At 60.9% G+C, this 23,563-nt stretch carries 19 protein-coding genes, 1 tRNA gene, 1 pseudogene and 1 riboswitch; of the genes and pseudogenes, 13 read left to right on the forward strand and 8 right to left on the reverse strand.

What is annotated here, in order from left to right; all coding sequences use genetic code 11:
• The first annotated feature begins 88 nt into the window (after positions 1-88).
• Positions 89-751, forward strand: a complete 663-nt coding sequence (locus Tal182_RS18745; protein ID WP_085860379.1) for a sulfite oxidase-like oxidoreductase — start codon at positions 89-91, stop codon at positions 749-751.
• On the opposite strand, the gene Tal182_RS18750 is transcribed toward Tal182_RS18745, so the two are convergent.
• The 3 genes from Tal182_RS18750 to Tal182_RS18760 form a co-directional block, all read right to left on the reverse strand.
• Complete coding sequence (locus tag Tal182_RS18750) at positions 736-1,305, reverse strand: hypothetical protein (protein ID WP_245344794.1); 570 nt, start codon at positions 1,303-1,305, stop codon at positions 736-738. The two genes, Tal182_RS18745 and Tal182_RS18750, sit on opposite strands and share 16 nt — an antisense overlap.
• Positions 1,306-1,358: 53 nt before the next feature.
• The gene (locus tag Tal182_RS18755) at positions 1,359-2,093 is read right to left on the reverse strand and encodes a CbtA family protein (RefSeq protein WP_085860381.1); all 735 of its coding nucleotides are present in this window, start codon (positions 2,091-2,093) and stop codon (positions 1,359-1,361) included.
• A 113-nt stretch (positions 2,094-2,206) separates the two neighbouring features.
• Complete coding sequence (locus tag Tal182_RS18760) at positions 2,207-2,416, reverse strand: CbtB domain-containing protein (protein ID WP_011426664.1); 210 nt, start codon at positions 2,414-2,416, stop codon at positions 2,207-2,209.
• 25 nt (positions 2,417-2,441) lie between these two features.
• Positions 2,442-2,592, reverse strand: a riboswitch (cobalamin riboswitch).
• A 56-nt stretch (positions 2,593-2,648) separates the two neighbouring features.
• Here Tal182_RS18760 and Tal182_RS18765 point away from each other — a divergent pair.
• The 4 genes from Tal182_RS18765 to Tal182_RS18785 all read left to right on the forward strand — a co-directional run bounded on the left by Tal182_RS18765 (position 2,649) and on the right by Tal182_RS18785 (position 9,318).
• Entirely contained in the window at positions 2,649-3,203 is a 555-nt protein-coding gene (locus Tal182_RS18765) for a histidine phosphatase family protein (protein WP_085860382.1), read from the forward strand.
• A 478-nt stretch (positions 3,204-3,681) separates the two neighbouring features.
• On the forward strand, positions 3,682-5,253 hold the full coding sequence (locus tag Tal182_RS18770) for a bifunctional diguanylate cyclase/phosphodiesterase (RefSeq protein ID WP_085860383.1): 1,572 nt from the start codon (positions 3,682-3,684) through the stop codon (positions 5,251-5,253).
• A 426-nt stretch (positions 5,254-5,679) separates the two neighbouring features.
• Entirely contained in the window at positions 5,680-6,858 is a 1,179-nt protein-coding gene (locus tag Tal182_RS18780; RefSeq protein WP_085860384.1) for an acetate/propionate family kinase, read from the forward strand.
• Between the two features lie 72 nt (positions 6,859-6,930).
• Positions 6,931-9,318, forward strand: coding sequence for a phosphoketolase family protein (locus Tal182_RS18785; RefSeq protein ID WP_085860385.1), 2,388 nt, complete (start codon positions 6,931-6,933; stop codon positions 9,316-9,318).
• A gap of 48 nt (positions 9,319-9,366) precedes the next feature.
• Here Tal182_RS18785 and Tal182_RS18790 read toward each other — a convergent pair whose 3' ends face one another.
• Positions 9,367-10,257 carry a helix-turn-helix domain-containing protein gene (locus tag Tal182_RS18790; protein ID WP_085860386.1) on the reverse strand — a complete coding sequence of 297 codons (891 nt, stop codon included), beginning with the start codon at positions 10,255-10,257 and terminating at the stop codon, positions 9,367-9,369.
• A 118-nt stretch (positions 10,258-10,375) separates the two neighbouring features.
• Between Tal182_RS18790 and pobA the strand changes: the two genes are divergently transcribed.
• The 7 genes and pseudogenes from pobA (at position 10,376) to Tal182_RS18825 (ending at position 17,333) form a co-directional block, all read left to right on the forward strand.
• A complete protein-coding gene (gene pobA, locus Tal182_RS18795) occupies positions 10,376-11,548 on the forward strand; it encodes a 4-hydroxybenzoate 3-monooxygenase (protein ID WP_085860387.1) in 1,173 nt (390 codons plus the stop codon).
• A 185-nt stretch (positions 11,549-11,733) separates the two neighbouring features.
• Positions 11,734-12,906 carry an ABC transporter substrate-binding protein gene (locus Tal182_RS18800; protein WP_064811260.1) on the forward strand — a complete coding sequence of 391 codons (1,173 nt, stop codon included), beginning with the start codon at positions 11,734-11,736 and terminating at the stop codon, positions 12,904-12,906.
• A gap of 66 nt (positions 12,907-12,972) precedes the next feature.
• A complete protein-coding gene (locus Tal182_RS18805; protein ID WP_085860388.1) occupies positions 12,973-13,836 on the forward strand; it encodes a branched-chain amino acid ABC transporter permease in 864 nt (287 codons plus the stop codon).
• 1 nt (position 13,837) lies between these two features.
• The gene (locus Tal182_RS18810) at positions 13,838-14,842 is read left to right on the forward strand and encodes a branched-chain amino acid ABC transporter permease (RefSeq protein WP_085860389.1); all 1,005 of its coding nucleotides are present in this window, start codon (positions 13,838-13,840) and stop codon (positions 14,840-14,842) included.
• Positions 14,839-15,603, forward strand: coding sequence for an ABC transporter ATP-binding protein (locus Tal182_RS18815; protein ID WP_085860390.1), 765 nt, complete (start codon positions 14,839-14,841; stop codon positions 15,601-15,603). Before Tal182_RS18810 ends, Tal182_RS18815 begins: the two co-directional genes overlap by 4 nt.
• Complete coding sequence (locus Tal182_RS18820; protein ID WP_085860391.1) at positions 15,584-16,300, forward strand: ABC transporter ATP-binding protein; 717 nt, start codon at positions 15,584-15,586, stop codon at positions 16,298-16,300. Before Tal182_RS18815 ends, Tal182_RS18820 begins: the two co-directional genes overlap by 20 nt.
• Positions 16,301-16,508: 208 nt before the next feature.
• Positions 16,509-17,333: pseudogene (locus Tal182_RS18825) on the forward strand (VCBS domain-containing protein).
• A 1,057-nt stretch (positions 17,334-18,390) separates the two neighbouring features.
• Here the strand turns inward: Tal182_RS18825 and Tal182_RS18830 are convergent.
• Positions 18,391-18,467 (reverse strand) — tRNA-Met (locus tag Tal182_RS18830).
• Between the two features lie 136 nt (positions 18,468-18,603).
• Positions 18,604-19,803 (reverse strand): tRNA 2-thiouridine(34) synthase MnmA, encoded by a 1,200-nt coding sequence (gene mnmA / locus Tal182_RS18835; RefSeq protein ID WP_085860988.1) that lies wholly within the window; start codon positions 19,801-19,803, stop codon positions 18,604-18,606.
• A 495-nt stretch (positions 19,804-20,298) separates the two neighbouring features.
• Here mnmA and Tal182_RS18840 point away from each other — a divergent pair, with 495 nt between their 5' ends.
• On the forward strand, positions 20,299-20,565 hold the full coding sequence (locus Tal182_RS18840) for a hypothetical protein (RefSeq protein WP_010035567.1): 267 nt from the start codon (positions 20,299-20,301) through the stop codon (positions 20,563-20,565).
• A gap of 79 nt (positions 20,566-20,644) precedes the next feature.
• Here Tal182_RS18840 and serA read toward each other — a convergent pair whose 3' ends face one another.
• Positions 20,645-22,240: a phosphoglycerate dehydrogenase gene (serA, locus tag Tal182_RS18845; protein ID WP_064804760.1), complete on the reverse strand. Its 1,596-nt coding sequence runs from the start codon at positions 22,238-22,240 to the stop codon at positions 20,645-20,647.
• A gap of 85 nt (positions 22,241-22,325) precedes the next feature.
• A complete protein-coding gene (locus Tal182_RS18850) occupies positions 22,326-23,504 on the reverse strand; it encodes a phosphoserine transaminase (RefSeq protein WP_085860392.1) in 1,179 nt (392 codons plus the stop codon).
• Positions 23,505-23,563 lie beyond the last annotated feature (59 nt).

Consider the following 23,563-nt stretch of genomic DNA (forward strand, 5'->3'; position numbering starts at 1 on the left):
GGCAAGCGAGGATTTCCAAGGGCTCGCCGAAACTTGACACTCGGCAGGAACGGATGTCCTATTTGCTGCACCGCAAGGAGACCCATTCATGAGCGATGATCAGACGCCCGCCGATAGCAAGCTCACCAGCTCCAAGCGCCGCTGGGCATCCGAGGGCAAGTTCCTGACCGGCCGCATCAGCCGTCCCGAGGCCGAGCGCCTGCCGCCCGGCCAGCACCTCGTCAAGAACTGGCCGGTGCTCGATCTCGGCCAGCAACCGGTCATTTCAACCGAGAGCTGGCGGCTTGAAGTACGCGGCCTGGTCGAAACGACACTCACCCTCACCTGGACCGAATTCCAGGCGATCGAGCAGAGCATCAGGATCAGCGACATCCACTGCGTCACCACCTGGTCGCGCTACGATAACAAATGGAAGGGCGTTTCGACGCGCGATCTGCTCGACCTTGCCATGCCGAGGCCGGAAGCAGCCTTCGTCATGCTGACAAGTTACGACGGCTATACAACCAATCTGCCGCTCGCCGATTTCGCCGCCGAGGATACGATTCTGGCGACCTCCTGGGAAGGCCTGCCGCTGACACCGGAGCATGGCGGGCCGATGCGGCTCGTCGTGCCTCATCTCTATTTCTGGAAAAGCGCCAAGTGGCTGCGCCGCATCGAGCTGATCGCCGCCGACGAGGCCGGCTTCTGGGAAAAGAACGGATACCATATGCATGGTGATCCGTGGCGCGAGCAGCGCTATTCCGACGACTGAGCCTTCGGCCGCAGGAAGCGGCGTAGTGCAAGAACGGCAAGACCGAACAGAGCGGCCAACCCCGTCAGTGAGACCATGCTGGCAGGATGAAGCGGCACCTTGCTCCAATTCGGCTTGACGATATTAGCGGTATTGAACGCCTCGCCGCTGAACTGGCAGGTGATGAAGGCAAGTCCGCGGCCCGCCATCTCGGCGTCGATGGCCGAGATGATTTCGCCCGCCGCAGTTGCCTCCCGCGGCATCTCACGCATCGCCATCAGCACGGCTTTGGTCGCCGCTAGATAAGCATGGGTGCATTCGTTGAACGGGCTCTCTTCGTCCGTCACACTGCCCGGCATCCGTCCCCAGAGGCAATAGGAATACTGGATTTCCGAGTAGTTCAGGACACGCCGGAACGGTTCGTTCGTATCGGCCGCCCGTGACGCCAGCGTGCTGATGCTGCTGCGATACTCCGAAATGACCGCCATCTCGCCGTGGGAAATTGCCGGAATATCGAGCCCGGCATGGGAGCCGCCAGAGCTGCTCCCATGGGCGAGGGCATTTCCGATAGACATTGGCGATAGGCTCGCGATGAGACCGAGAAAAGCAAGCCTGCCGATATGCCGCATCACCGGAACGTCGGCAGCAGTCCGCTTTTGGCGGCAAGAGGCCTTTCTGCCAGCACTCCGAAAACAAGACCGAGCGTTGTCCAAAGGATCGCGTGCATGCCGAGCGTGGTGCTGCGGAACCGCCAGAGCACCATCGCCGAGAAATTCTCCGGCACCTCGTTGATCGGCGGCAGCAGATAGAGAACCGAGCCGATGAAGACGAGATAGGCGATGCCGGCAATGATCGCGCCGTTCCAGAGACCGAAACGCTCGCCAAGGCGGCGCGACAGCGCGATCGCGGCAACCAGCGAGGCGAGCGAAACGACGATCATCAGGAAGAATAGTTCGGTCCTGACGCCGATCGTATCGGGATTGCCGACCGCCGGCGGGTTGGCCGGATATTTGATGCCGGGAACCAGAACGACCGCCACGAAGGCGGCAATGGCGATGACGGCCGAGGTGCCGCGCGCCGATAGGCTGCTGAAGCGGCCGTGCACGAAGGCGAAGGCGAGCGAAAAAAGCCCGCCGACGGCGATGCTGTAGGCCATGACGCCTGTGAAAAGGCCGGGACCGGCCTGCGTGGCCCGGCTGACGATTTCAGGTTCGGCAGCTTCGCCCGCAGCCTGGGCGCTCGCCTCCTCGAAGGCGATTGCCGCATCGACCAGCGGCTCGCCGAAGATATGCGCAAAAGCGAAAACGAGCATGCCAGCAATCAGGCCCGCAAGCATGCCGCGAAGCAGGAGCTTTCCAACCATGTCAGTATTCCCCCTAAGCATGTCGCGCAAAGTATGCAGCGGTTTTGCGATACCGACATGCGTAAAACAAAGACCTAAAGCGCGAGAAACGAATCCGAAAGATCGCGATGCGCTTAGTGGCAGGGAAAGCCGAGAAGATGGCGGCCGTCATGCACGAATTCGTGCACATACATGCCGTTGAACAGCGCCATCGCGCCCTCCTCGGTGCCGACGAAATAAAGAACGATGAGCATCAGCAGACCGCCGAAGATCGCCCAGGGAAGGATCTCGCCAACCGGGATCGGGGCCGGCGCCGCAACGGGCGCGAAAGTGGTGTCAGACATGTATTCCTCCGGAATGACGCGTTCAGTCGAAAGAGTGTTGTGCGGCAGGGTCTGACTTCCAGCGTGAAGAGCTTTCGACACACTGGTCACAGTGGCGCGACCGCGCCGGGTTTCCACCGGCTTCCAAACCCGCAACAGCACGGTTATATCTGCACGCCGAAGAGACTGTCAACGAAACTTCACGAAGCCCGCAAAGGCCGTCCACACCCCGTCCTCGGAGATCAGAACAACCGTGAATACGCGCCTCACCTGGATCTGCCACGGGGCGACGGCGGCGAACCGCAAGGCCCTGTTTCCGCTCGACGAACCGCTGGAAGAAAAGGCCGTGGAAGAAGCAGCCAGGATCGCCGCCCTGCCCTACGCCGATCGTATTGTCACAAGCCCCGCCTTGCGCGCCCGCCAGACGGCTGAGGCGCTCCGTCTCGAAGCGCAAATTGATCCGTCGCTTCGAGATTGCGACCATGGCCGCTGGGCTGGCAGATCGATCGAGGCGATTGAGGCGGAAGAGCCGGAAAATCTCATGGCCTGGATGACCGAGCCGGGGGTTGCCCCGCACGGCGGCGAGAGTCTTCTCGACCTGCGAAAGCGCGTCGCTGGCTGGATGGATGCCCAGTCCGCCCAAAGCGGTCACGTGATCGCCATTAGCCACGCGGCCGTCATCCGGGCTGCAGTCGCGCATGTGCTTCAGGCGCCGCCCTCCTCCTTCTGGCTGAGCGACGTCGAGCCACTCGCCATCGTTCGCATGACCAGCAACGGAAGCCGCTGGTCTCTGCGCCTCCAGCATTAGAGATTCCTTATTTTCTCCAGCCTTACACAAGCAAATCGCGTCATTCCTGTTGAACCCGGTTTTGCGGGGACTACTTCCTTGTCCCAAGGAGATGGAAGAATGACATATGATTGGAGTGGAGAGCGTACACGGCGCCTGCGGTTGATGCGCGTCGCGACGTTCACGGTTTTGGCCGGTCTCATCCTCAGCGTTCCGCTGCTGATCGTCACCGCCTGAAGCACGAAAAAAGGCGAGCGATGCGTCAGCACGCTCGCCTTCGTTCCTCTGGCATCTTTTCGGCCTAATCACCTGCAGCAACATCCTCTTCCCGAACGGAACCGGCAAAACAGCCGCAGTGCCGATCCTGGCTGCATCGCAACGCTATCCGTCTGCCGACGACCCACCGCAAACTGCTCCCTGTAAATATTCGCCTTCTGGTTTCAACGAACATTTCAGACTTTTGTGATATCCCGGCGCGGGTGGAGATGGAGAAGGCATAATGCCGGTGTTTTTCCAGAGCAGAGCCGGAAGGCAATGCATGTCGATCGTCGGTTTGGGGATTACCCTCTGGCTCCTCGGTACCTTGCTCCAATTCGACGACAGTCTGGTTTCCTTCATGACCGGCTTCGGCGAGTACGGCGCCGACAAGCTCGTTCTGGGACTCGGCATCGCCGGCGCCATGAGCTTCATCTACTCGGTGCTGCGTATTGCCGATCTGCGCAAGGAAATGGAACTGCGCGCCGCCGCCCAAGCGAAGGCCGATTGGACGGCAACGCACGACCATCTGACCAAGCTGCCGAATCGCTACGCCTTCGAGCGCAAAATTCTCTCGCGGCCGGTCAGAAGCGACGAGGCGGAAATCGAGGAATGGGACCACAACGTCACCATCTTCTCCGTCGACCTCGACGGCTTCAAAAAAGTCAACGATCTCATCGGCCACAAGGGCGGCGACGTGTTGTTGGTCGAAGTTGCCAAACGCATCTGCGCGCTCGGCAATTCCGATTGCGTCTACCGCTTCGGCGGTGACGAATTCATCGTCGTCGCCTTCGCCCTGACGACGCAGCGCGAGGAGCGTTTCGCCAAGTTGCTGATCCAGGCCGTCACTCGGCCGATCCATATCGATGGCTTTGCCGTCGAAGTCGGCGCCAGCGTCGGCTATGATCGCTGGGTTGAAGACAGCGAGCCGCTGGAAGACGCCGCCCACCGTGCCGATCTCGCCATGTATGAGGCCAAATCACGCGGCCCCAACCATTATCTCGTCTTCGAAACTTCGATGCAGGACAAGGTAGCCGAACGCGCCTCCCTGGAAACCAGACTGCGCGCCGCAATCGCCAACAAGGCGATCAAGCCTTTCTATCAACCGCTGATCGACCTGAAGACCGGCCAGCTTTGCGGTTTCGAAGCCCTCGCGCGCTGGATCGGCGAGGATGGCGTCAACATTCCGCCGGCTGTCTTCATCGACATTGCCGAGGAAACCGGGATGATCACCGCCTTGTTCGAGGATCTCCTTGCGCAGGCCTGCAGCGATGCGCTCGCCTGGCCGGCGCATGTCACGTTGTCCTTCAACGTCTCGCCGGTACAGATGGAAGACCGGCTGCTGACGTCCCGCATCCTCAAGGTCCTTTCGGCAAGCCGGCTGCCGCCGCAGCGCCTGGAAGTTGAGATTACCGAAAACGCGCTGATTCAAGATCCCGCTATCGCCGCCGTCATTCTCGAAGAGCTGCATGCGGCCGGCATTCAGATCGCCCTCGACGATTTCGGCACAGGCTATTCGAGCCTCGCCCAGCTCGCCCGCTACCGCTTCGACAAGATCAAGATCGACAAAAGCTTCATCGCCACCTATCGCGACGACGAACGCCAGGAAAAGATCGTCCGCGCCATGCTTGGCCTCGGCAGAAGCCTCAATATCAAGACGACTGCGGAAGGTGTCGAGGAGCATGGCCAGCTTGCCTTCCTGCTGCAGCTCGGCTGCGACATCGGCCAGGGCTATCTTTTCGGCAAGGCGATGCCCGCCGCCGAGGCCAGCATGTTCATCCGCGATCGCAACGTCAATCTGGCGTCGACGGCCTGACCCTAGAGCTTTTCCGGGTTAGATTGAAGCATTCTGTTGGCTCAAACGGAGTCGGATGGTCGACCGGCCGGCGCGCGTCGTAGCCCAACTCTACGGCCAAGCCGGCCGGTCGATCAGCCGGCCCGTTTCAGCCAACCCGGAGGGCCGGGCATCTTTCCGCCAGGATCAGAGGCGATCGGCTCGGACGTACCGAGGGGTATGTCCGTCGCTAATCGCCTCTGCCCTGACGAAAACCTGCTCCGGCAGAATGCTTCAATCTAACCCGGAAAAGCTCTAGCGTAATTCAACAAAACGGCCCCAAGCTTTGGCGTCCCTGTCGGCCGCCAAGCACCGTCAGCATGTTGCGCACGGGCGGCCATGCCTTTCCAGCGGGAGTTTCGGCGCTAAGTTCGGTCATCGTGACGACCGTGCGGAGTCTCTGAAGACATGTCATCCACCGACCTCCTCCTGACCTTCAACGCCGGCTCATCGACTGTGAAGGTCGGCGTCTTCTCGATCGATGGCGCCGAGGCACGACACCTCGGCAAGGGCGTCATCGACCTCCGCGCCGAGCCGCTCTCGCTTGGCCTGACCAGGGGATCGCAGACATTCGACATGCCGCTGAAGGCGGAGGTAACGGACGATCTGCACGGGGTCATCGACGAGACCTTCACGCGTCTCGCCGATCATTTCGACATGGCAGCGGCCGCCGCAGCCGGCCACCGCGTCGTCCATGGCGGCGAGCGCTTCACGAGCGCCGTCGCGCTTGATGACGCCGCCACCGATGGGATCGAAGCGCTGATCCCGCTCGCGCCCCTGCACCAACCGCAAGCGCTGCGCTTCATCCGCGCGCTCCGTCACCTGAAGCCGCATCTTGTCCAGACAGCCTCCTTCGACACGGCCTTTCATGCCACGCAGGACGATCTCGTGCGCCGCCTCGCCATACCCCGTTCCCTGCATGAGGAGGGCATCAAGCGTTACGGCTTCCACGGGCTTTCCTATAAGTTCATCGCCGGTGAACTCGCGCGCAAGGCGCCGCATGCGGCAAAGGCTGTGGTCGCCCATCTCGGCAGCGGCGCCAGCCTCTGTGCGATGGAAGATGGCATCAGCCGCGATTGCAGCATGGGCTTTTCGACCCTCGACGGAATCCCGATGGCGACACGCCCGGGCTGCCTCGATCCCGGCGTGATCCTGCATCTGGCGGGAGAGAGAAAACGATCCCTGGGTGAGATCGAGGATCTGCTCTATCACCGCTCAGGCCTGCTCGGTGTTTCCGGCATCAGCGCTGATACGCGCGATCTGTTGACGGACGGCCGGCCGGAAGCGCGCCAGGCGATCGATCTGTTCACGCTGCGCATTGCCGGCGAGATCGGCCGCATGGCGGCAACCCTCGGCGGCCTCGATGCCGTCGTTTTCACCGCCGGCATCGGCGAGCATCAGCCGGAAATCCGCGCCGACGTAGCGAAACGTCTGTCCTGGCTCGGCCTTTCGATTGATGAAAAGGCAAACGCCGCCAACAGTTTCACGATTAGCGCCGGGGAAAGTCGCATGGCCGCCCATGTCGTTGCCACGGACGAAGAACAGGTGATCGCCGACGAGGCGCTGTCCGTTCTTCGCGCCCGCTGATCCAGATCAATGGCGCGCTGGCGCTAACGGCTAGAACTGAGATTGAACGCGTTTTCGAACGGGAGAAGCCCCATGGAAAAGCATGTCTCGACCGCCGCCGCCCTGACCGATGCTGAACTCGCTCTGATCGACCGCTACTGGCGGGCGGCCAACTATCTCTCGGTCGGCCAGATCTACCTGCTTGCCAATCCGCTGCTGCGCGAGCCGCTGAAGTCAGAGCACATCAAGCCCCGCCTGCTCGGCCACTGGGGCACGACACCCGGCCTGAACTTCATCTATGCGCATCTGAACCGCCTCATCCGCGCCCGCGATCTCGACATCATCTACATCTGCGGCCCCGGTCACGGCGGGCCGGGCATGGTCGCCAACACCTATCTCGAAGGCACTTACAGCGAAATCTATCCCGATATCTCAGAGGATGCCGAAGGTATGCGCAAGCTTTTCCGGCAATTCTCCTTTCCTGGCGGCATTCCGAGTCATGCGGCGCCGGAAACACCGGGATCGATCCATGAAGGTGGCGAACTCGGCTACGCCCTCGTCCATGCCTATGGCGCCGCCTTCGACAATCCCGACCTCACCGTCGCCTGCATCGTCGGCGACGGCGAGGCCGAAACCGGGCCGCTCGCCGCCAGCTGGCATTCCAACAAGTTCCTCAATCCCGCCCGCGACGGCGCCGTTCTGCCCATCCTGCATCTGAACGGTTACAAGATCGCCAATCCGACCATCCTCGGCCGGGCCGGTGACGACGATCTCCGACGTCTCTTCGAAGGCTACGGCTACGAGCCGTTTTTCGTCGACGGCCATGAGCCGCGCGACATGCATCAACAGATGGCAGCGACGCTGGACCGGGTCTTCGACCGCATCCGCGAAATCCAGGAGCAAGCCCGCAGCGGCAAGGCTGCGGCGGGCTGCCCGCGCTGGCCAATGATCGTGCTGCGCAGCCCCAAGGGCTGGACCGGTCCGAAAGAAGTCGACGGCAAGAAGGTGGAAGGTTTCTGGCGCGCCCACCAGGTGCCGGTCTCCAACTGCCGCGAGAATGAAGGCCATCGCAAGATTCTCGAGGACTGGATGCAAAGCTACGATCCCGAAGACCTGTTCGGCGCCGACGGTCGGCTTAAATCCGAACTGCGCGCACTCGCCCCTGTCGGCAAACGCCGCATGGGCGCCAATCCGCATGCCAATGGCGGCTTGCTGCGCAAGGAATTGGTGGTTCCCGCTATCGAGGATTATGCGGTCGATGTCGGCAGGCGCGGCAGCGTCACGGCGCAGTCCACCGAGATCCTCGGCCATTACCTGCGCGACACGATGAAGCTCAACACGGAGGCGGCAAACTTTCGCATCTTCGGCCCCGACGAGACAGAATCGAACCGCCTCGGCAGCGTCTTCGACGTCACCGACCGCGTCTGGATGGAGGATATAGAACCCTATGATGTCCACCTCTCTCGCGATGGGCGTGTCATGGAGGTGCTTTCGGAACATCTCTGCCAAGGATGGCTGGAGGGTTACCTGCTGACCGGCCGGCACGGCCTCTTTTCCTGCTATGAGGCCTTCATCCACATCATCGATTCCATGTTCAACCAGCATGCCAAATGGCTGAAGGTGACACGCGAGCTCGAATGGCGAAAGCCGATCTCATCGCTGAACTACCTGCTGACCTCGCATGTCTGGCGCCAGGACCATAACGGCTTCAGCCACCAGGATCCCGGCTTCGTCGACCTCGTCGCCAACAAAAAGGCCGACATCGTCCGCATCTACCTGCCGCCAGACGCCAACACCCTGCTCTGGGTCGGCGATCATTGCCTGCGCACCTATGATCGCGTCAACGTCATCGTCGCCGGCAAGCAGCCGGAGCCGCAATGGCTGTCGATGGACGAGGCGGTGAAACATTGCGAGGCCGGCATCGGCATCTGGCGCTGGGCAAGCAACGAGGAGGACACGATCTCGCCTGATCTCGTCATGGCCTGCGCCGGCGATGTCCCAACGATGGAAACGCTCGCCGCCGTCGATCTTCTGCGCACGGCCATTCCCGAGCTGAAGATCCGCACCGTCAATGTTGTCGACCTCCTGGCACTGCAATCCAGGGACCAGCATCCGCATGGCCTTTCCGACGAGGCCTTCGACGCGATCTTCACCGCCGACAAGCCGGTCATTTTCGCCTATCACGGCTATCCCTATCTCATTCACCGCCTGACCTATAAGCGCACCAACCACGAGAACATCCACGTCCGCGGCTTTATCGAGGAAGGTACTACGACCACGCCTTTCGACATGACCGTCCTCAACGAACTCGACCGCTACCATCTCGCCATCGAAGCCATCGAGCGCGTGCCGGGCCTGAAGGAGAAGGCAAAAGACGCGCTTGCCGCCTTCCAAGGCAAGCTCGCCGAGCATCACGACTATGTCAGGGAATACGGCGAGGACATGCCGGAGGTGCGGGACTGGACGTGGCCGGCGGCGTGAGACATCTGCGACTGACGCACGCGATGTCGGATGACCGAATGCCGGAACCTATGCCCGTTCAAGCCGAGCTTTTTCGTTCATCCGCCAGACCCGCGGCGTTTCGCCGGTATATTTCAGGAAGAAGCGCGAGAAATAGGCCGGATCGGCAAAGCCGAGGCGAAATCCGATCTCCTGAACGCTGCCGATCGTAAAGACGAGCTGGCGCTTCGCCTCTTCGATCAGTTTCCCGGCGATCAGCTCATGCGGGGTGTTTCCCGTCATGGAGCGAACGATACGGGTGAGATGCGTCGACGAAACGCCGAGTTCCTTGGCATAGAAGGAAGCCGGTCTGTGCGATCGGAAATGCTGCTGGATCAGTTCGTCCAGCATCACCATCCGCCGCTCGTTCTCGTTTGAAGGAAGCTCCTGCGCATGTCCCTCATGCGAAATCCGCGCCGTCAGCCGCAACGCCAGCCCGACATAGGCAGCCAATACCTCGTTGCGGCCACCGCGGCGGTTTTCGAATTCGTCGCCGAGCCGCCTCAGCGTCTGCATGACATAGGCAGCCTCGGCATTATCGGGATCGAGCGGCGTCAGCCGCGGCATCGCCAACCACTCGCCGAGATGGCTTCGCTCGCCGGGCGGGTGGCTGAGATGTGACCTCAAGATAGTGATCACGAGGCCGTCGATATCACGTGAGAAGCGAAAGCCGTGATCGATCCCAGGGGGTACCGTGATGACCGCCGGCGGACGGATGGCATGGCTCCTCTTGCCGAAGATCGCATCGCCCGAGCCGGCTTCGATGTATAATATCTGAAAGAAGCTCTCGTGGCGGTGAAGCCGAATTTCCCATTGATGCAGGCTGCTGCGGGAGCGGATTGTTTCGCAATGCAACCAGAATTCCGGCGATCGCCCGGTATTTTCACCGTAGAGCTCGTAGGTCGGTATATGCTTGCTCATCGTCTTCCTCCCGCGCCAATGTTCGATAAGTGCAATCTTTGGGGCGGATTGTCCATTGTTGCGGCAATGGCGGCACGGCAGAATCTGACAAAACGCAAAAATGCAAGGGAGGAAGCATTTGCGAACCCAGGTCGCCGTCATCGGTTCGGGGCCATCCGGCCTGCTGCTCGGTCAGCTTCTGACCGAAGCTGGGATCGACAATGTCGTCCTCGACCGCGTGAGCAAGAACTATATCCTCGGCCGCGTCCGCGCCGGCGTGCTGGAGGAAGGCACTGTCGGGCTGTTGGACGAGGCCAAAGCCGGAGCAAGATTGCATGCCGAAGGCTTGCCGCATGACGGCTTCTCGCTGGCCTTCGACGGCCGCGACCATCGCATCGATCTTCACGAATTGACCGGCGGCAGGCGCGTGACCGTCTACGGACAAACCGAGGTGACGCGCGATCTCATGGAGCGGCGGGAAGCTTGTGGCGCCCTTTCGATCTATGACGCCGCCGATGTGGCCCCACATGATCTCGACGGCGGCTCGCCCTTCGTTACCTACACGAAGGATGGTATCGGCTGCCGCATCGATTGCGATTTCATCGCCGGCTGCGACGGCTTTCATGGAACAAGCCGCAGAGCCGTTCCCGAACGGGCGATTCGAAGTTTCGAGAAGGTCTATCCCTTCGGCTGGCTGGGCCTGCTTGCCGACGTGGCGCCGGTCAGCCATGAGCTGATCTACGCCAACCACCCGAGGGGCTTCGCGCTCTGTTCGATGCGCTCGGCCACGCGCAGCCGCTACTATATCCAGTGCCCGCTCGACGCGAAGATCGAAGACTGGAGCGACGATCGCTTCTGGGACGAGTTGAGGCGGCGCCTGCCGGCCCATCACGCCGAGGCATTGACGACCGCCCCGTCCTTCGAGAAATCGATCGCTCCTTTACGCTCCTTCGTCGCCGAGCCCATGCGTTTCGGCCGGCTCTTCCTCGTCGGCGACGCCGCCCATATCGTGCCGCCGACCGGTGCCAAAGGGCTGAACCTTGCAGCAAGCGATGTCCATTACCTGTTCTGCGGGCTCCTCGAGCATTACCGTGAAGGCTCCGAGAGCGGCATCGACGCCTATTCGCAGACGGCGCTCGCCCGCGTATGGAAAGCGGTGCGGTTTTCCTGGTGGATGACGACGATAATGCACCGGTTTCCCGATACCGGCGATTTCGATCAAAAGATTCAGGAAGCCGAGCTCGACTATCTCACACATTCCCGTGCGGCCTCCACGGTGCTCGCGGAAAACTACGTGGGATTGCCGTTCTGACGCGAAGATCGAGGGATGAAAGCTGCGCATACGCCGGTGAACAGAGCGAGTCACGACGACGCAGAACCATAACCGGCAAATCATGTGTTCGGGGGATCTATTTCATTTTACATCACCATTTCGCATGACAAGCTAACCTGAAATTCAATACGGCGCTGGAGTACGCCGAAAAGGGAGAGAGAAGAATGAGGAAGCTGTTTCTGGCCGCCGCTGCGGCAATTGTTATGGGCACCAGCGCCTATGCCGACACGATCAAGGTCGGCGTCATCGGGCCGTTCTCCGGTCCCTTCGCGCTCCAGGGCAAGAACTTCAAGGCCGGCATCGACGCCTATATGGCTGTCAACGGCAGCAAGGTCGGCAGCGACACGGTCGAGATCGTCTACCGCGACGTGCCGCAGGCCGATCCGGCCCAATCCAAGGCGCTGGCGCAGGAACTGATCGTCAAGGAAAAGGTCCAGTATCTCGCCGGCTTCTATTTCACCCCCGACGCCATGGCGGTGACGCCGATCTTGAAGCAGGGCAACGTGCCGATGGTCATCATGAACGCTGCCACCTCGGCGATCGTCACCAAGAGCCCGCTCGTCGTGCGCACCTCGTTTACAACTTGGCAGACCTCGACGCCGATCGCCAAGGTCGCCTCCGACGCAGGCGTCAAGAAAGTGATCTCGGTCGTCAGCGATTACGGCCCCGGCATCGACGCCGAGAATGCCTTCAAGGCCGGCTTCGAAAAGGCGGGCGGTCAGGTGGTCGAGGCAATCCGCATGCCGCTTGCGACCAACGACTTCAGCCCGATCATGCAGCGCATCAAGGATTCCGGAGCCGAGGGCGTCTTCGCCTTCCTGCCGTCGGGTCCGACGACGCTTGGCTTCGTCAAGGCTTATAACGAGAATGGCCTGAAGGCCGCCGGCATCAAGTTCTTCGCCCCTGGCGATCTGACCCAAGAATCCGATCTGCCGGCGCTCGGCGACGCCGCGCTCGGCATCAAGACGACCTTCCACTATGCCGTGTCGCACGACTCGCCCGAGAACAAGGCTTTTGTCGAGGCTGCCGCCAAGGCGATCGGCAACAAGGCCGAACTCTCCTTCCCCGCGGTCAGCGCCTATGACGGTATGTATGTCATCTACAAGATGATCGAGGCGACGGGTGGCAAGCAGGACGCCGAGAAAGCGGTCGACGCGGTCAAGGGCCTTGCGTGGGTGAGCCCGCGCGGCCCGGTCTCGATCGATCCGGAAAGCCGGCACATTACCCAAAACATCTATCTGCGCGAAGTCGCCAAGGCCGATGACGGGACCTACTTCAACAAGGAGATCCAGACGTTCGAGAAGCAGGGCGACCCGGGCCTCGCGGCGGCAAAGTAACATCGAGCGTCAGAACGTGCGGCGGGTTTGGTCATCGCAGCCCGTCGCAGGCAAGCAGGTATTTCCATGCAGACAGTCTTCAGCATAGCCGTCGACGCGCTTGCCTATGGCATGGTGCTCTTCGTGATATCGATCGGCCTTTCCGTCACCATGGGGCTGATGCGTGTCGTCAACCTCGCTCACGGCGCCTTCGCGATGATCGGAGGTTATGTCGCCTCCTATGCCGCACGTGACCTCGGCCTTGGTTATGCGGTGGCAGTCATCGCCGCCGTGGTCGCCACGATCATCATTGCAATCCCGCTCGAGCGCTTCCTCTACCGCCGGATCTACGGCGCCCCGGAGCTGACCCAGGTGCTGATGACGATCGGCATCACCTTCTGCATCATCGGCATCGCTAATTACCTGATGGGACCAACACTGAAGACCATACCGCTTGCCGCGGCGCTGCAGGGTTCGGCCGATCTCGGCTTTCGCACCATTCCCGTTCACAGGCTTTTCGCCGTCCTTTGCGGGCTCGCCGTTGCGCTCGCGCTCTGGTTCGCAATCGAGAAGACCAGCTTCGGCGTCAAGCTGCGCGCCTCCGTGGATGATGCGGCGATGGCTGCCGCACTCGGCGTGCGGACCGAAATCATCTATGCGGTGAGCTTTGCCGTCGCCGTCGGTCTTGCCGCCTTTGGTGGCGTAGTCGGAGCCGAACTGTTGCCGGTCGAACCTTACTACGCGCTGCGCTATATGGTGACTTTTCTGGTCGTCGTTTCCGTCGGCGGCGCCGGCTCTATTCCCGGCGCGCTGATCGCCTGCCTGCTGCTCGGCGCGATCGATACGACAGCTCGTTATCTCCTGCCTGAATTCGGCGAATTCTTTTTCTATCTCGCCGTGATTGCCATCATCTGCATCTTCCCCCGCGGCCTTGCAGGAAGGGGGAGATAGGATGGCGCTCGTGATCAACAACGAAAACGCACGTCTCCAGCACCGGCACGCTTTCCTCAGCCACGATCTGGCGGGCATAACGGCGATCATCGCCGCTGCAGCCATCGGCTATTTCGCCTTCCCCGATAATCTCGCGCTTCTGACGCGAATGATCACGATCGCGCTGCTGGTCCTGTCCCTCGATCTCGTGACGGGTTATTGCGGTGTCGCGACACTCGGCCATGCCGCCCTGTTCGGCTCCGGAGCCTATGCCGCCGGCATCCTGTCGGCGCATTACGGCATCAACGATCCGCTGCTGATGATGCTTGCCGGCATCGCGGCGGGTGCGCTTGCCGGACTGCTCAGCGGCGCGATCATCCTGCGTGCGTACGGACTGCCGCAGCTCGTGCTCTCGATTGCCCTCATCCACCTCTTCCACGAATTTGCCAACAAGGCCTCTTCATGGACGGGCGGCAGCGATGGGCTTTCCGGCATCGCGCCGGACCCGGTCTTCGGCTTGTTCGAATTCGATCTTTACGGCCAGACCGCCTTCTTCTTCGGAATGGCGCTGCTGCTTGTTGTCTTCGTGCTGCTGAGGCTGCTGGTACGTTCGCCATTCGGTATGCTCTGCCGCGCCGTCAAGCAGGACCCGTTGCGCATCCGCGCCATGGGCGGCTCGCCGAAGGCAGCTCTGATCAGGATGTACGCGATCTCGGGCGCGGTGGCCGGCGTCGGCGGTGCCTTGAATGCGATTTCGACGCAGGTCGTCGGCCTGGACAGCCTGTCCTTCACCCAATCGGCCGAGGCGCTCGTCATGCTCGTGCTCGGCGGCGCCGGCTCTCTTTTCGGAGCGCTCTCCGGCACGGTTATCTTCATGCTCTTCGAGGACACCGTCTCGGCCGCCAATCCCTTTCACTGGCTGACCATGGTCGGCGCGCTGCTGATCGCCGTCGTGCTCTTCGCGCCCAAGGGGCTTTACGGAACAGCCGCAACCTTCATTGCCCGTCGCAGAAAAGAGCGCTCATGAATCCCGTCTTCGAAGTCGCCAATCTCAGGAAAGCGTTCGGCGGCCTTGTCGTGACCAATGATGTCTCGCTGGCGATGGCGCCCGGCGACCGTGTTGCGCTGATTGGCCCGAACGGCGCCGGCAAGACCACCTTCGTCAATCTCGTCACCGGCAATCTGTCCCCCGATTCCGGCGAGGTCCGCCTCGGCGGCGAGACGGTGACGGCGGTCGATGCGGCCGGCAGGGTCAAACGCGGCCTTATCAGGTCCTTTCAGGTGACGCGCCTTTTCCAGGATATGACACCCGCCGAACATCTGGGACTTGCCGTGCTTCAGCGCGACGGAAAGACTGGCAATATGTTCGGAAATTTCCTTCATATGCCGGATGTCATGGCGGAGGTCGATGAACTCCTCGGAAAACTCGGATTGGCCTCTCTGATGCATCGCAAGGTCAGCGAGATTGCCTATGGGCAACAGCGCCTTCTCGAACTTGCCGTCGCGCTGGCGCTGAAGCCGAAGGTGCTGCTGCTCGACGAGCCGGCAGCCGGCGTCCCGCAAAGCGATACCGGCCGCATCGAACAAGCGCTGGCCGATCTGCCCGCCGATCTCGCCGTCCTGATGATCGAGCACGACATGGATCTTGTCTTTCGTTTTGCCAAACGTGTCATCGTGCTGGCGGCCGGCGCGATCATTTTCGACGGCCGACCTGAAGACGTCACCAGGGATGCGCGTGTGCGCGAGGCCTATCTCGGGAGTTATGCCAATGCCAGCCCTGTCGCTTGAGGTCGAAAATCTGTCGGCCGGATACGGGCCGACGCGGGTGTTGGAAGACATTTCCTTCGCAGTGCCGGCAGGCGCAAGGCTTGCCGTGCTCGGCCGCAACGGCATGGGCAAGACCACGCTGCTGGCAACGCTCGCCGGCCAGACCAGACGCTACGAGGGCCGCATTACCCTTGGCGATGCGGACGTCACAACAGCACCAAGCGCAACACGCGCGCACAAGGGTCTCGGCTATGTGCCTCAGACACGCTGCATCTTTCCGACGCTGACCGTCGAAGAGAACCTTTTCGTCGGTCTGAAGGCGCGGCCGAAGACGGCATTGGAGGAAGCTTATGCCTTGTTCCCGCGCCTGAAGGAGCGCCGCCGCAACCTCGGCAACCAGCTCTCGGGCGGCGAGCAGCAGATGCTTTCAACAGCCCGCACCATTCTCGGCCGCCCGTCCGTGCTGCTGCTCGACGAACCGTTGGAGGGCCTGGCGCCCGTGATCTGCGAGGAACTGATGGCGGCCTTCGCCGGACTCGCCAAGTCAGCCGACATGACCATCCTTCTTGTCGAGCAGCGCATCCAGAGTGCGCTCGATTTCGCCGATCAGGTGGTCATTCTCGAACGAGGGCGGCTGGCCTGGGCGGGAACGCCGGCGGACCTATCCAAGGACCACGAAGCCGTCGAAAGCTTGCTCGGAGTGGGCGGCCTGCATTGAAGCAATCAATGCAGTATATCGTCGTGGATTACGTCATCATCAGGCTGGCGGACGTCGAAGCCGATGCCTCTACTTGGATATTTGAGCTGCAGAAAAATTGCCCCTGTTGGATTTGACAGGTTGAATTGATCTGACGCTCCGTCAAATTTCGTTGCGAAGCGCCCGATAGGGTTGCATATTTGAGCACTACCTCACACGGGAGGTAGAAATGGCAAACCACAAGCCGATCGCAGGTGACGTATACCAGCCTATTTTCGACGTCGACAAGCCGGTTGACGGCAACATGCTGGACGGTTCCACGGATGCCGACGGAGATCTTGTGCGTCTCAACTTCGTGAACGGGCAGCGAATTCCGTAACCGGCCAATCCGGATGGACCGGCCACGACGACGATCGAGGGAAAGTACGGCACGCTGACCGTCTATTCCAACGGCTACTGCACCTATGAACTCGATCACTCCAATCCGGTGGTATCAGCGCTCGGCCCGGGCGATCAACTTCTCGACCAGTTCAATTTCAAGATTTCGGACGGCAGAGGTGCTACCGACTTCGGCTTGCTCAATATCACGGTCGACCTGCCGGAGCGCGGCGACATCTTCGTCAATTTCGAGGATGTCGGCAAATATGATTTCCCCACAGGCTACAAGGGCTTCGATTGGGGCGCATGGCACGATGGTGACGATGCAGCGATACAAAAGGAAGCCGACGGCAACCATTATCTGTCAGGCGGTGTATTCTGGACACCCATCCAGGCCGCCGATGGCGGCACCTTTCAGATCGAGCAATTCAGCGTGGCAAACGGCACATCGGACTATGACAACGTTCTGACGATCGAAGGGAGGCTGAACGGCGATACCGTGTTCTTGGTCACGGTCAACGTGACCGCCGACAGCGTTCATGACCCGCAGGTGATTGATCTCAGCGCCTATGGCGCGATTGACTATCTCGTGCTCGACACCGAGCCCGTCATCACCGAAACGAGCGGCCCCGACTATTATGGTGCGCAATACGACAACTTCCACTTTGTCGTTTGAGAGAGAGGAAAAGGGGCGCCCCATCGCCAAACATTGCATCTTTTCGAGCGCGCGCTGCAGCGACGATCCAGTAGCGATTTCTTGCGATAGCTGATCGACCTGCGCCCTGCTAGCAATAGATCGTCCGAGGAGGGACGATTATCTGGGATGGAGGAACTGATGCAGTCAATGGGAATCAGGTTAGCCGCGGTCATGTTCTCGCTGGCCTTGTGGGCCATCATTATCTCTGCTGCATCCCATCTTTGGGCGATGAAAATGCCCATCTTGCATTTTATGCTCTACAGATAGCGCTGGCCTCGGTTATCGCAGTGGATTGGTTGTTAGGGATATTTGTAAAAGACGTGAGTTTTGATCCAGGCTAATTTACCATCCTCCGCTCTTTCCCAAGCTATCTTGGCATTCATCGGATATGGGCAACTTTCTTCATGAAATTGAGCTTGACGCACTCTTGGAGCGCGCTCGCCACAGGGGGAGGAAATCTGGAACCCCTCCGCCAGCAAATATCTCTCCATAGCCGTCTCATCACTCCCTAGCGGAAACCGCGATCGCAATCGTCCCGAAAGCTGCGGCGAATCCGCTTCCTTCGAGGATTGACGGCGGAAATCTTCCGGAGGTGGGCACCCCTCGCTCCACCAGCCTACCGTAGCATGTAAATTGCGCAGCAGCTCAGGCATCGCTGGATCACACTCCGGCTGCCAGCATCCCGGAAGGAAACCACAGGTCACGATTAGCACTGAGCGCATAGTAAGTTGGATGACCTTCATTGCATCAAAATATCCGCAAAGGTTGTCCACCTCCATTCCGCCATCTGGCGTAGGCTTTTCACCCAACGGCGTAGCGGGGGCGGGTCGAAGCTTGAAAGGCAAAGCGCCAGAAGACCCGCGTGCACCCTCATTCCCAGATTTATTTGTGGGCCATCTATGTCGCAATCTATGCCGCATTGACGCGCCGGCACGAAAAAGGACGTGCCGGAAAACAAGGTTTTTCGTGCGACATGAGGCCCCGGAAATCCCAGAGCAATTTTGAACGAACCAGTAATTTTATGATAGAATTTGACTGGTAGCGGAGGAGGGATTTGAACCCCCGACACAAGGATTATGATTCCTCTGCTCTGACCTACTGAGCTACTCCGCCACTGGTCAAACGATACCTGCTCGCGAAGCGCTGCGGGCTCGTGGGATGAGCGGCTTATAAGGTGCGCTTCGGCTTTGTGTCAAGCGCATGATGGAGAAAAACGCTGAGCTTTGCCGCCCGTCGTTTCCGATGGGTTTCAGGCGGCGACGGGGTCGGCCAGCAGAGCCCTGAGCGAGGCTTCGGCCGAAGGTTCGCGTTCGGAGCGCTCGATGAAACCGCCGCCAAAGACGCGGGCGTCGTCGCCGGGCGCAGAATAAAGCGCGCAGGCTTGCCCCGGCGCGATGCCTGCCTCACCGACCGTCAGATCGACATAGGTGCCGGTCGCATCGACGTGCAGTACGGCAGGCGCCGGTGCCCGCGTCGAACGGACCTTGGCGTAGCAGGCGAAACCTTCACCGACAGCGGCTTCTGCGAGCGGGACGTCGCCCAGCCAATTGACGTCGCGCAGATAAACGCGATGCGTTTCCAGCGCCTCCTTCGGCCCGACGATGACGCGGCGCGAGCGGGCGTCGAGATACACGACGTAGAGCGGCTCGCCGGTGGCGATGCCGATGCCGCGGCGCTGGCCGATGGTGAAGTGCAGTATGCCTTCGTGCGTTCCCAACACGCGGCCGTCAAGATGGACGATCTCGCCGGCGAGCGCCGCATTCGGCTTCAGCTTGGTGATGATGTCGGAATATTTGCCCTGCGGCACGAAGCAGATATCCTGGCTATCGGCCTTCTTGGCGACGACAAGGCCCATCTCTTCGGCCAGCCGGCGGGTCTCGGCCTTTGGCAGGCCGCCCAGGGGAAAGCGGAGATAGTCGATCTGTTCCTGCGTCGTGGCAAACAGGAAATAGCTCTGGTCGCGGTCGGCGTCGGCCGGGCGGAAAAGGGCGCGGCGGCCGGGATGTTCAGACGAGGGGTTTGGCCGCGAGCGGATATAGTGACCAGTCGCCAGCGCATCAGCGCCAAGCTCCTTCGCCGTTGCCAGAAGGTCGGCGAACTTGACGGTCTGGTTGCAGGAGACGCAAGGGATCGGCGTTTCGCCGGCCACATAGCTTTCGGCGAAAGGATTGATCACCGTCTCGCGAAAGCGCTTCTCGTAATCCAGCACATAATGCGGAATGCCGAGGGTTTCGCAGACGCGGCGGGCGTCGTCAATGTCCTGGCCGGCGCAGCAGGAGCCGGCGCGGTGAACAGCGGCGCCATGATCGTAAAGCTGCAGCGTGATGCCGAGCACGTCGTAACCTTGCTGTTTGAGAAGGCCGGCCACGACGGAGGAATCGACGCCGCCCGACATGGCGACGACGACGCGGGTCTCTTCCGGCTTCTTGTCAAAATCCAGTGTGTTCAACGGTGGTGCCAAATTCTGCGCGCTCATCATCCGCCCTTGCGCTGCAATTACGGCGGATTGCTGTATCAGGCGGGATCGGCCGCCTTTCGATAAGCGATCGATATAGAAAGGATTGTATCGGGACGCAAGGGGCGGCTTTCGGGCGGCCGAGTCTCGCCAGTGAGAAAGGAAAGGCGCGGCCGAGGCCACGCCTTGAAAGCGGGGGTGCGGCTCAGGTGCCGATCAGCTTGTTGCAGGCGAATGCGATGCCTGGATTGGCAATGGTGGCGGTCATCAGCGCCAGTCCGATTATCGAGAATGAATAGCGTTTCATATACATCCTCCTTGCAGCCATACGAATTATGCGGCTGCAGGCGCCGTTCTCAAAATAACGAATGCTTGAGCATCAGCTCAACCGGAAATCGTTGAGCGAATAATTATCGCCCCTAAGGAACTATTCTCTCGATCATGCGTTCCGGGTGATCATTGTCGCAATCGAACGCTGCGGAGGGTATCATGGCCAGGTTCGGCACGACGGCGGATTACAACAGGATCAGACACTGGATCGAAGAGCGAGGCGGCCATCCCGCCCGCATCAAGGACGCGAGCGACAGCGAAACTGTCCGCGTCGATTTTTCCTCGGAAACGCAGGAGGAGATATCCTGGGACGAATTCTTCCAGGGTCTCGACGGCAGCAGGCGCGCCTTCCTTCATCGCACCAAGGCTGAGGACGATAGAGCCCGCTTCGGCAAGATCGTCCGCCGCAAGCGGTTGCCCCACTGAAATATACCCATTGCTGAGGCAGAAACCCGGCGCCGTTTCCGGCGCCGGGTTTCCCCTGTTTCCTTGGGAGGAAAGAAACTCAGTCGATGTTGAATGTCAGCAGCTTTGCCTGGCGGATCGCCTGGTGCGCCGTCAGCTGCGTGAGCACGCCGTCATCCACCTCGCCGTCGACGTAGAGCAGCGCAATGGCGTCGCCACCCTGCTTATCTCGGCCGAGCTGGAAGTTGGCGATGTTGACTCCGGCAGTGCCGAGCGTCATGCCGATGAAGCCGATCATGCCGGGGACGTCGGTATTGGTGATGTAGATCATGTGCGAACCGACATCGGCATCGAGATTGATGCCCTTGATCTGGATGAAGCGCGGCTTGCCATCCGAAAACACCGTGCCGGCGACGGAGCGCGTCATGCTTTCGGTCGTGACCGTCAGCTTGATATAGCCGTCGAAGACGCCTGTTTTGTCGCGCTTGACCTCGGAAAGCACGATGCCCTTTTCCTTGATCATGATTGGCGCGGAAACCATGTTGACGTCGGCGACCTGCGGGCGGATCAAGCCCGCAAGAACCGCGCTCGTCAGTGCCCGCGTGTTCATGCTGGCGGTCACACCGTCATAGAGGATTTCGATTTCCTTGATCGGCTCTTCGGTGACCTGGCCGACAAAGGCGCCGAGAACGTCGGCAAGACGAATGAACGGCTTCAGGATCGGCGCCTCTTCCGCGGTGATCGACGGCATGTTGATGGCGTTGGAGACCGCGCCCTTGACGAGGTAATCCGACATCTGTTCGGCGACCTGCAGCGCGACGTTTTCCTGCGCCTCGGTCGTCGAAGCGCCGAGATGCGGCGTGCAGACGACGTTCGGCAGGCCAAAGAGCGGGCTTTCCTTGGCGGGCTCGACTTCGAAGACGTCGAAGGCAGCACCGGCGACATGGCCGGACTTGATGGCTTCGGCAAGCGCCGCTTCATCGACAAGGCCACCGCGGGCGCAGTTGATGATGCGCACGCCGGGCTTCGTCTTTGCCAGAGCTTCCTTATTGAGGATGCCGCGCGTCTTGTCGGTCATCGGTACGTGCAGCGTGATGAAATCGGCGCGGGCGAAAAGCTCGTCGAGCTCAACCTTGGTGACGCCCATCTCCTCGGCGCGCTCCTTGGAAAGGAACGGGTCATAGGCGACGACATGCATCTTCAGGCCGATGGCGCGGGAGCAGACGATCGAGCCGATATTGCCGGCGCCAATGACGCCGAGCGTCTTGCCGGTGATCTCGACGCCCATGAATTTCGACTTCTCCCATTTGCCGGCCTGCGTCGAGGCATCGGCAGCCGGAAGCTGGCGGGCGACGGCGAGCATCAGGGCAATTGCGTGTTCGGCGGTCGTGATCGAATTGCCGAAAGGCGTGTTCATGACGATGATGCCACGGCGCGAGGCGGCCGGGATATCGACATTGTCGACGCCGATGCCGGCGCGGCCGACGACCTTGAGGTTCTTCGCCCCTTCGATGATCTTTTCGGTCACCTTGGTGGCTGAACGGATGGCGAGGCCATCATATTTGCCGATGACTTCGAGCAGACGGTCCTTGTCCTTGCCGAGCTGCGGTTCGAAATCGACTTCGACGCCGCGGTCGCGGAAGATCTGGACGGCGGTTTCCGACAATTCGTCGGATACGAGAACGCGAGGTGCCATTGAGGCCTCCTTCAAAAGTGTTCAGCGATGAATGAAAATGGAATGCTGGGCTCCGCCGGACGTGGCGGAGCCGGATGCGATCACGTCAAGCGGCCGCCTGAGCGAGCTGCGCCTTCTGCGTTTCGAAAGCCCAGGAAAGCCAAGGCATCAGCTTCTGCATGTCGGATGCCTCGATCGTGGCGCCAGCCCAGATTCGCAGGCCCGACGGCGCGTCGCGGTAATGGCCGATGTCATAGGCGACACCTTCCTTTTCCAGGAGGCCGACCAGGCCCTTGGCGAAATTCGCCTGGCCGTCGCCATCGAGAGCCGTGATGTCCTTGTCGACGATCTTCAGGCAGACGGAGGTGTTGGAGGCCGTTTCCGCCTTGACGGCGAGATTGGCGATCCAGTCGTTTGCCGCGACGAAATCGTGGATGACCTTGGCATTGGCATCGGCACGCGCGATCAGCGTCTGGAGACCGCCGAGCTCCTTGGCCCAGAGCAGCGCATCGATATAGTCCTCGACGCAGAGCATCGACGGCGTGTTGATCGTCTCGCCCTGGAAGATGCCTTCCGTCAGCTTGCCGCCCGAGGTCATGCGGAAGATCTTCGGCAGCGGCCACGCCGGCGCGTAGGTGGTAAGACGCTCGACGGCGCGCGGCGAGAGAATGATGACGCCGTGGGCACCCTCGCCGCCCAGCACCTTCTGCCAGGAGAAGGTGACGACATCGAGCTTGGTGAAATCGAGTTCCTGCGCAAAAGCGGCCGAGGTGGCGTCGCAGATCGTCAGACCCTTGCGGTCGGCAGGAATGAAATCGGCATTCGGCACGCGCACGCCCGAGGTCGTGCCGTTCCAGGTGAAGACGACGTCACGATCGAAATCGACGGCGGAAAGATCGGGAAGCTCGCCGTAACCCGCTTCGAGCTTGCGCACATCCTTGAGCTTCAACTGCTTGACCACATCGGTGACCCAGCCGGCGCCGAAGCTTTCCCAGGCGAGCATGTCGACACCGCGTTCGCCGAGCAGCGACCAGAGCGCCATTTCGACGGCGCCGGTGTCGGAAGCCGGCACGATGCCGATGCGGTAGTCCGCCGGCACTTCGAGAATTTCACGGGTAAGGTCGATGGCCTGCTTGAGCTTGGCCTTGCCGACCTTCGCGCGGTGCGAACGGCCGAGGGCCGCGTCGGAAAGGGCCTCGAGCGACCAACCGGGGCGCTTCGAGCAGGGGCCAGAAGAAAAATGAGTATTGTGCGGACGGATGTCCGGCTTTGCGGTCTTCGCCATGATGCTATCCTCTCAGATAGAAAGCCCTTCGTTGGGGAAGGGTGTCCCGCCGCCGTGTG

Source organism: Rhizobium sp. TAL182 (assembly GCF_002117725.1).
Taxonomy (GTDB): domain Bacteria; phylum Pseudomonadota; class Alphaproteobacteria; order Rhizobiales; family Rhizobiaceae; genus Rhizobium; species Rhizobium esperanzae.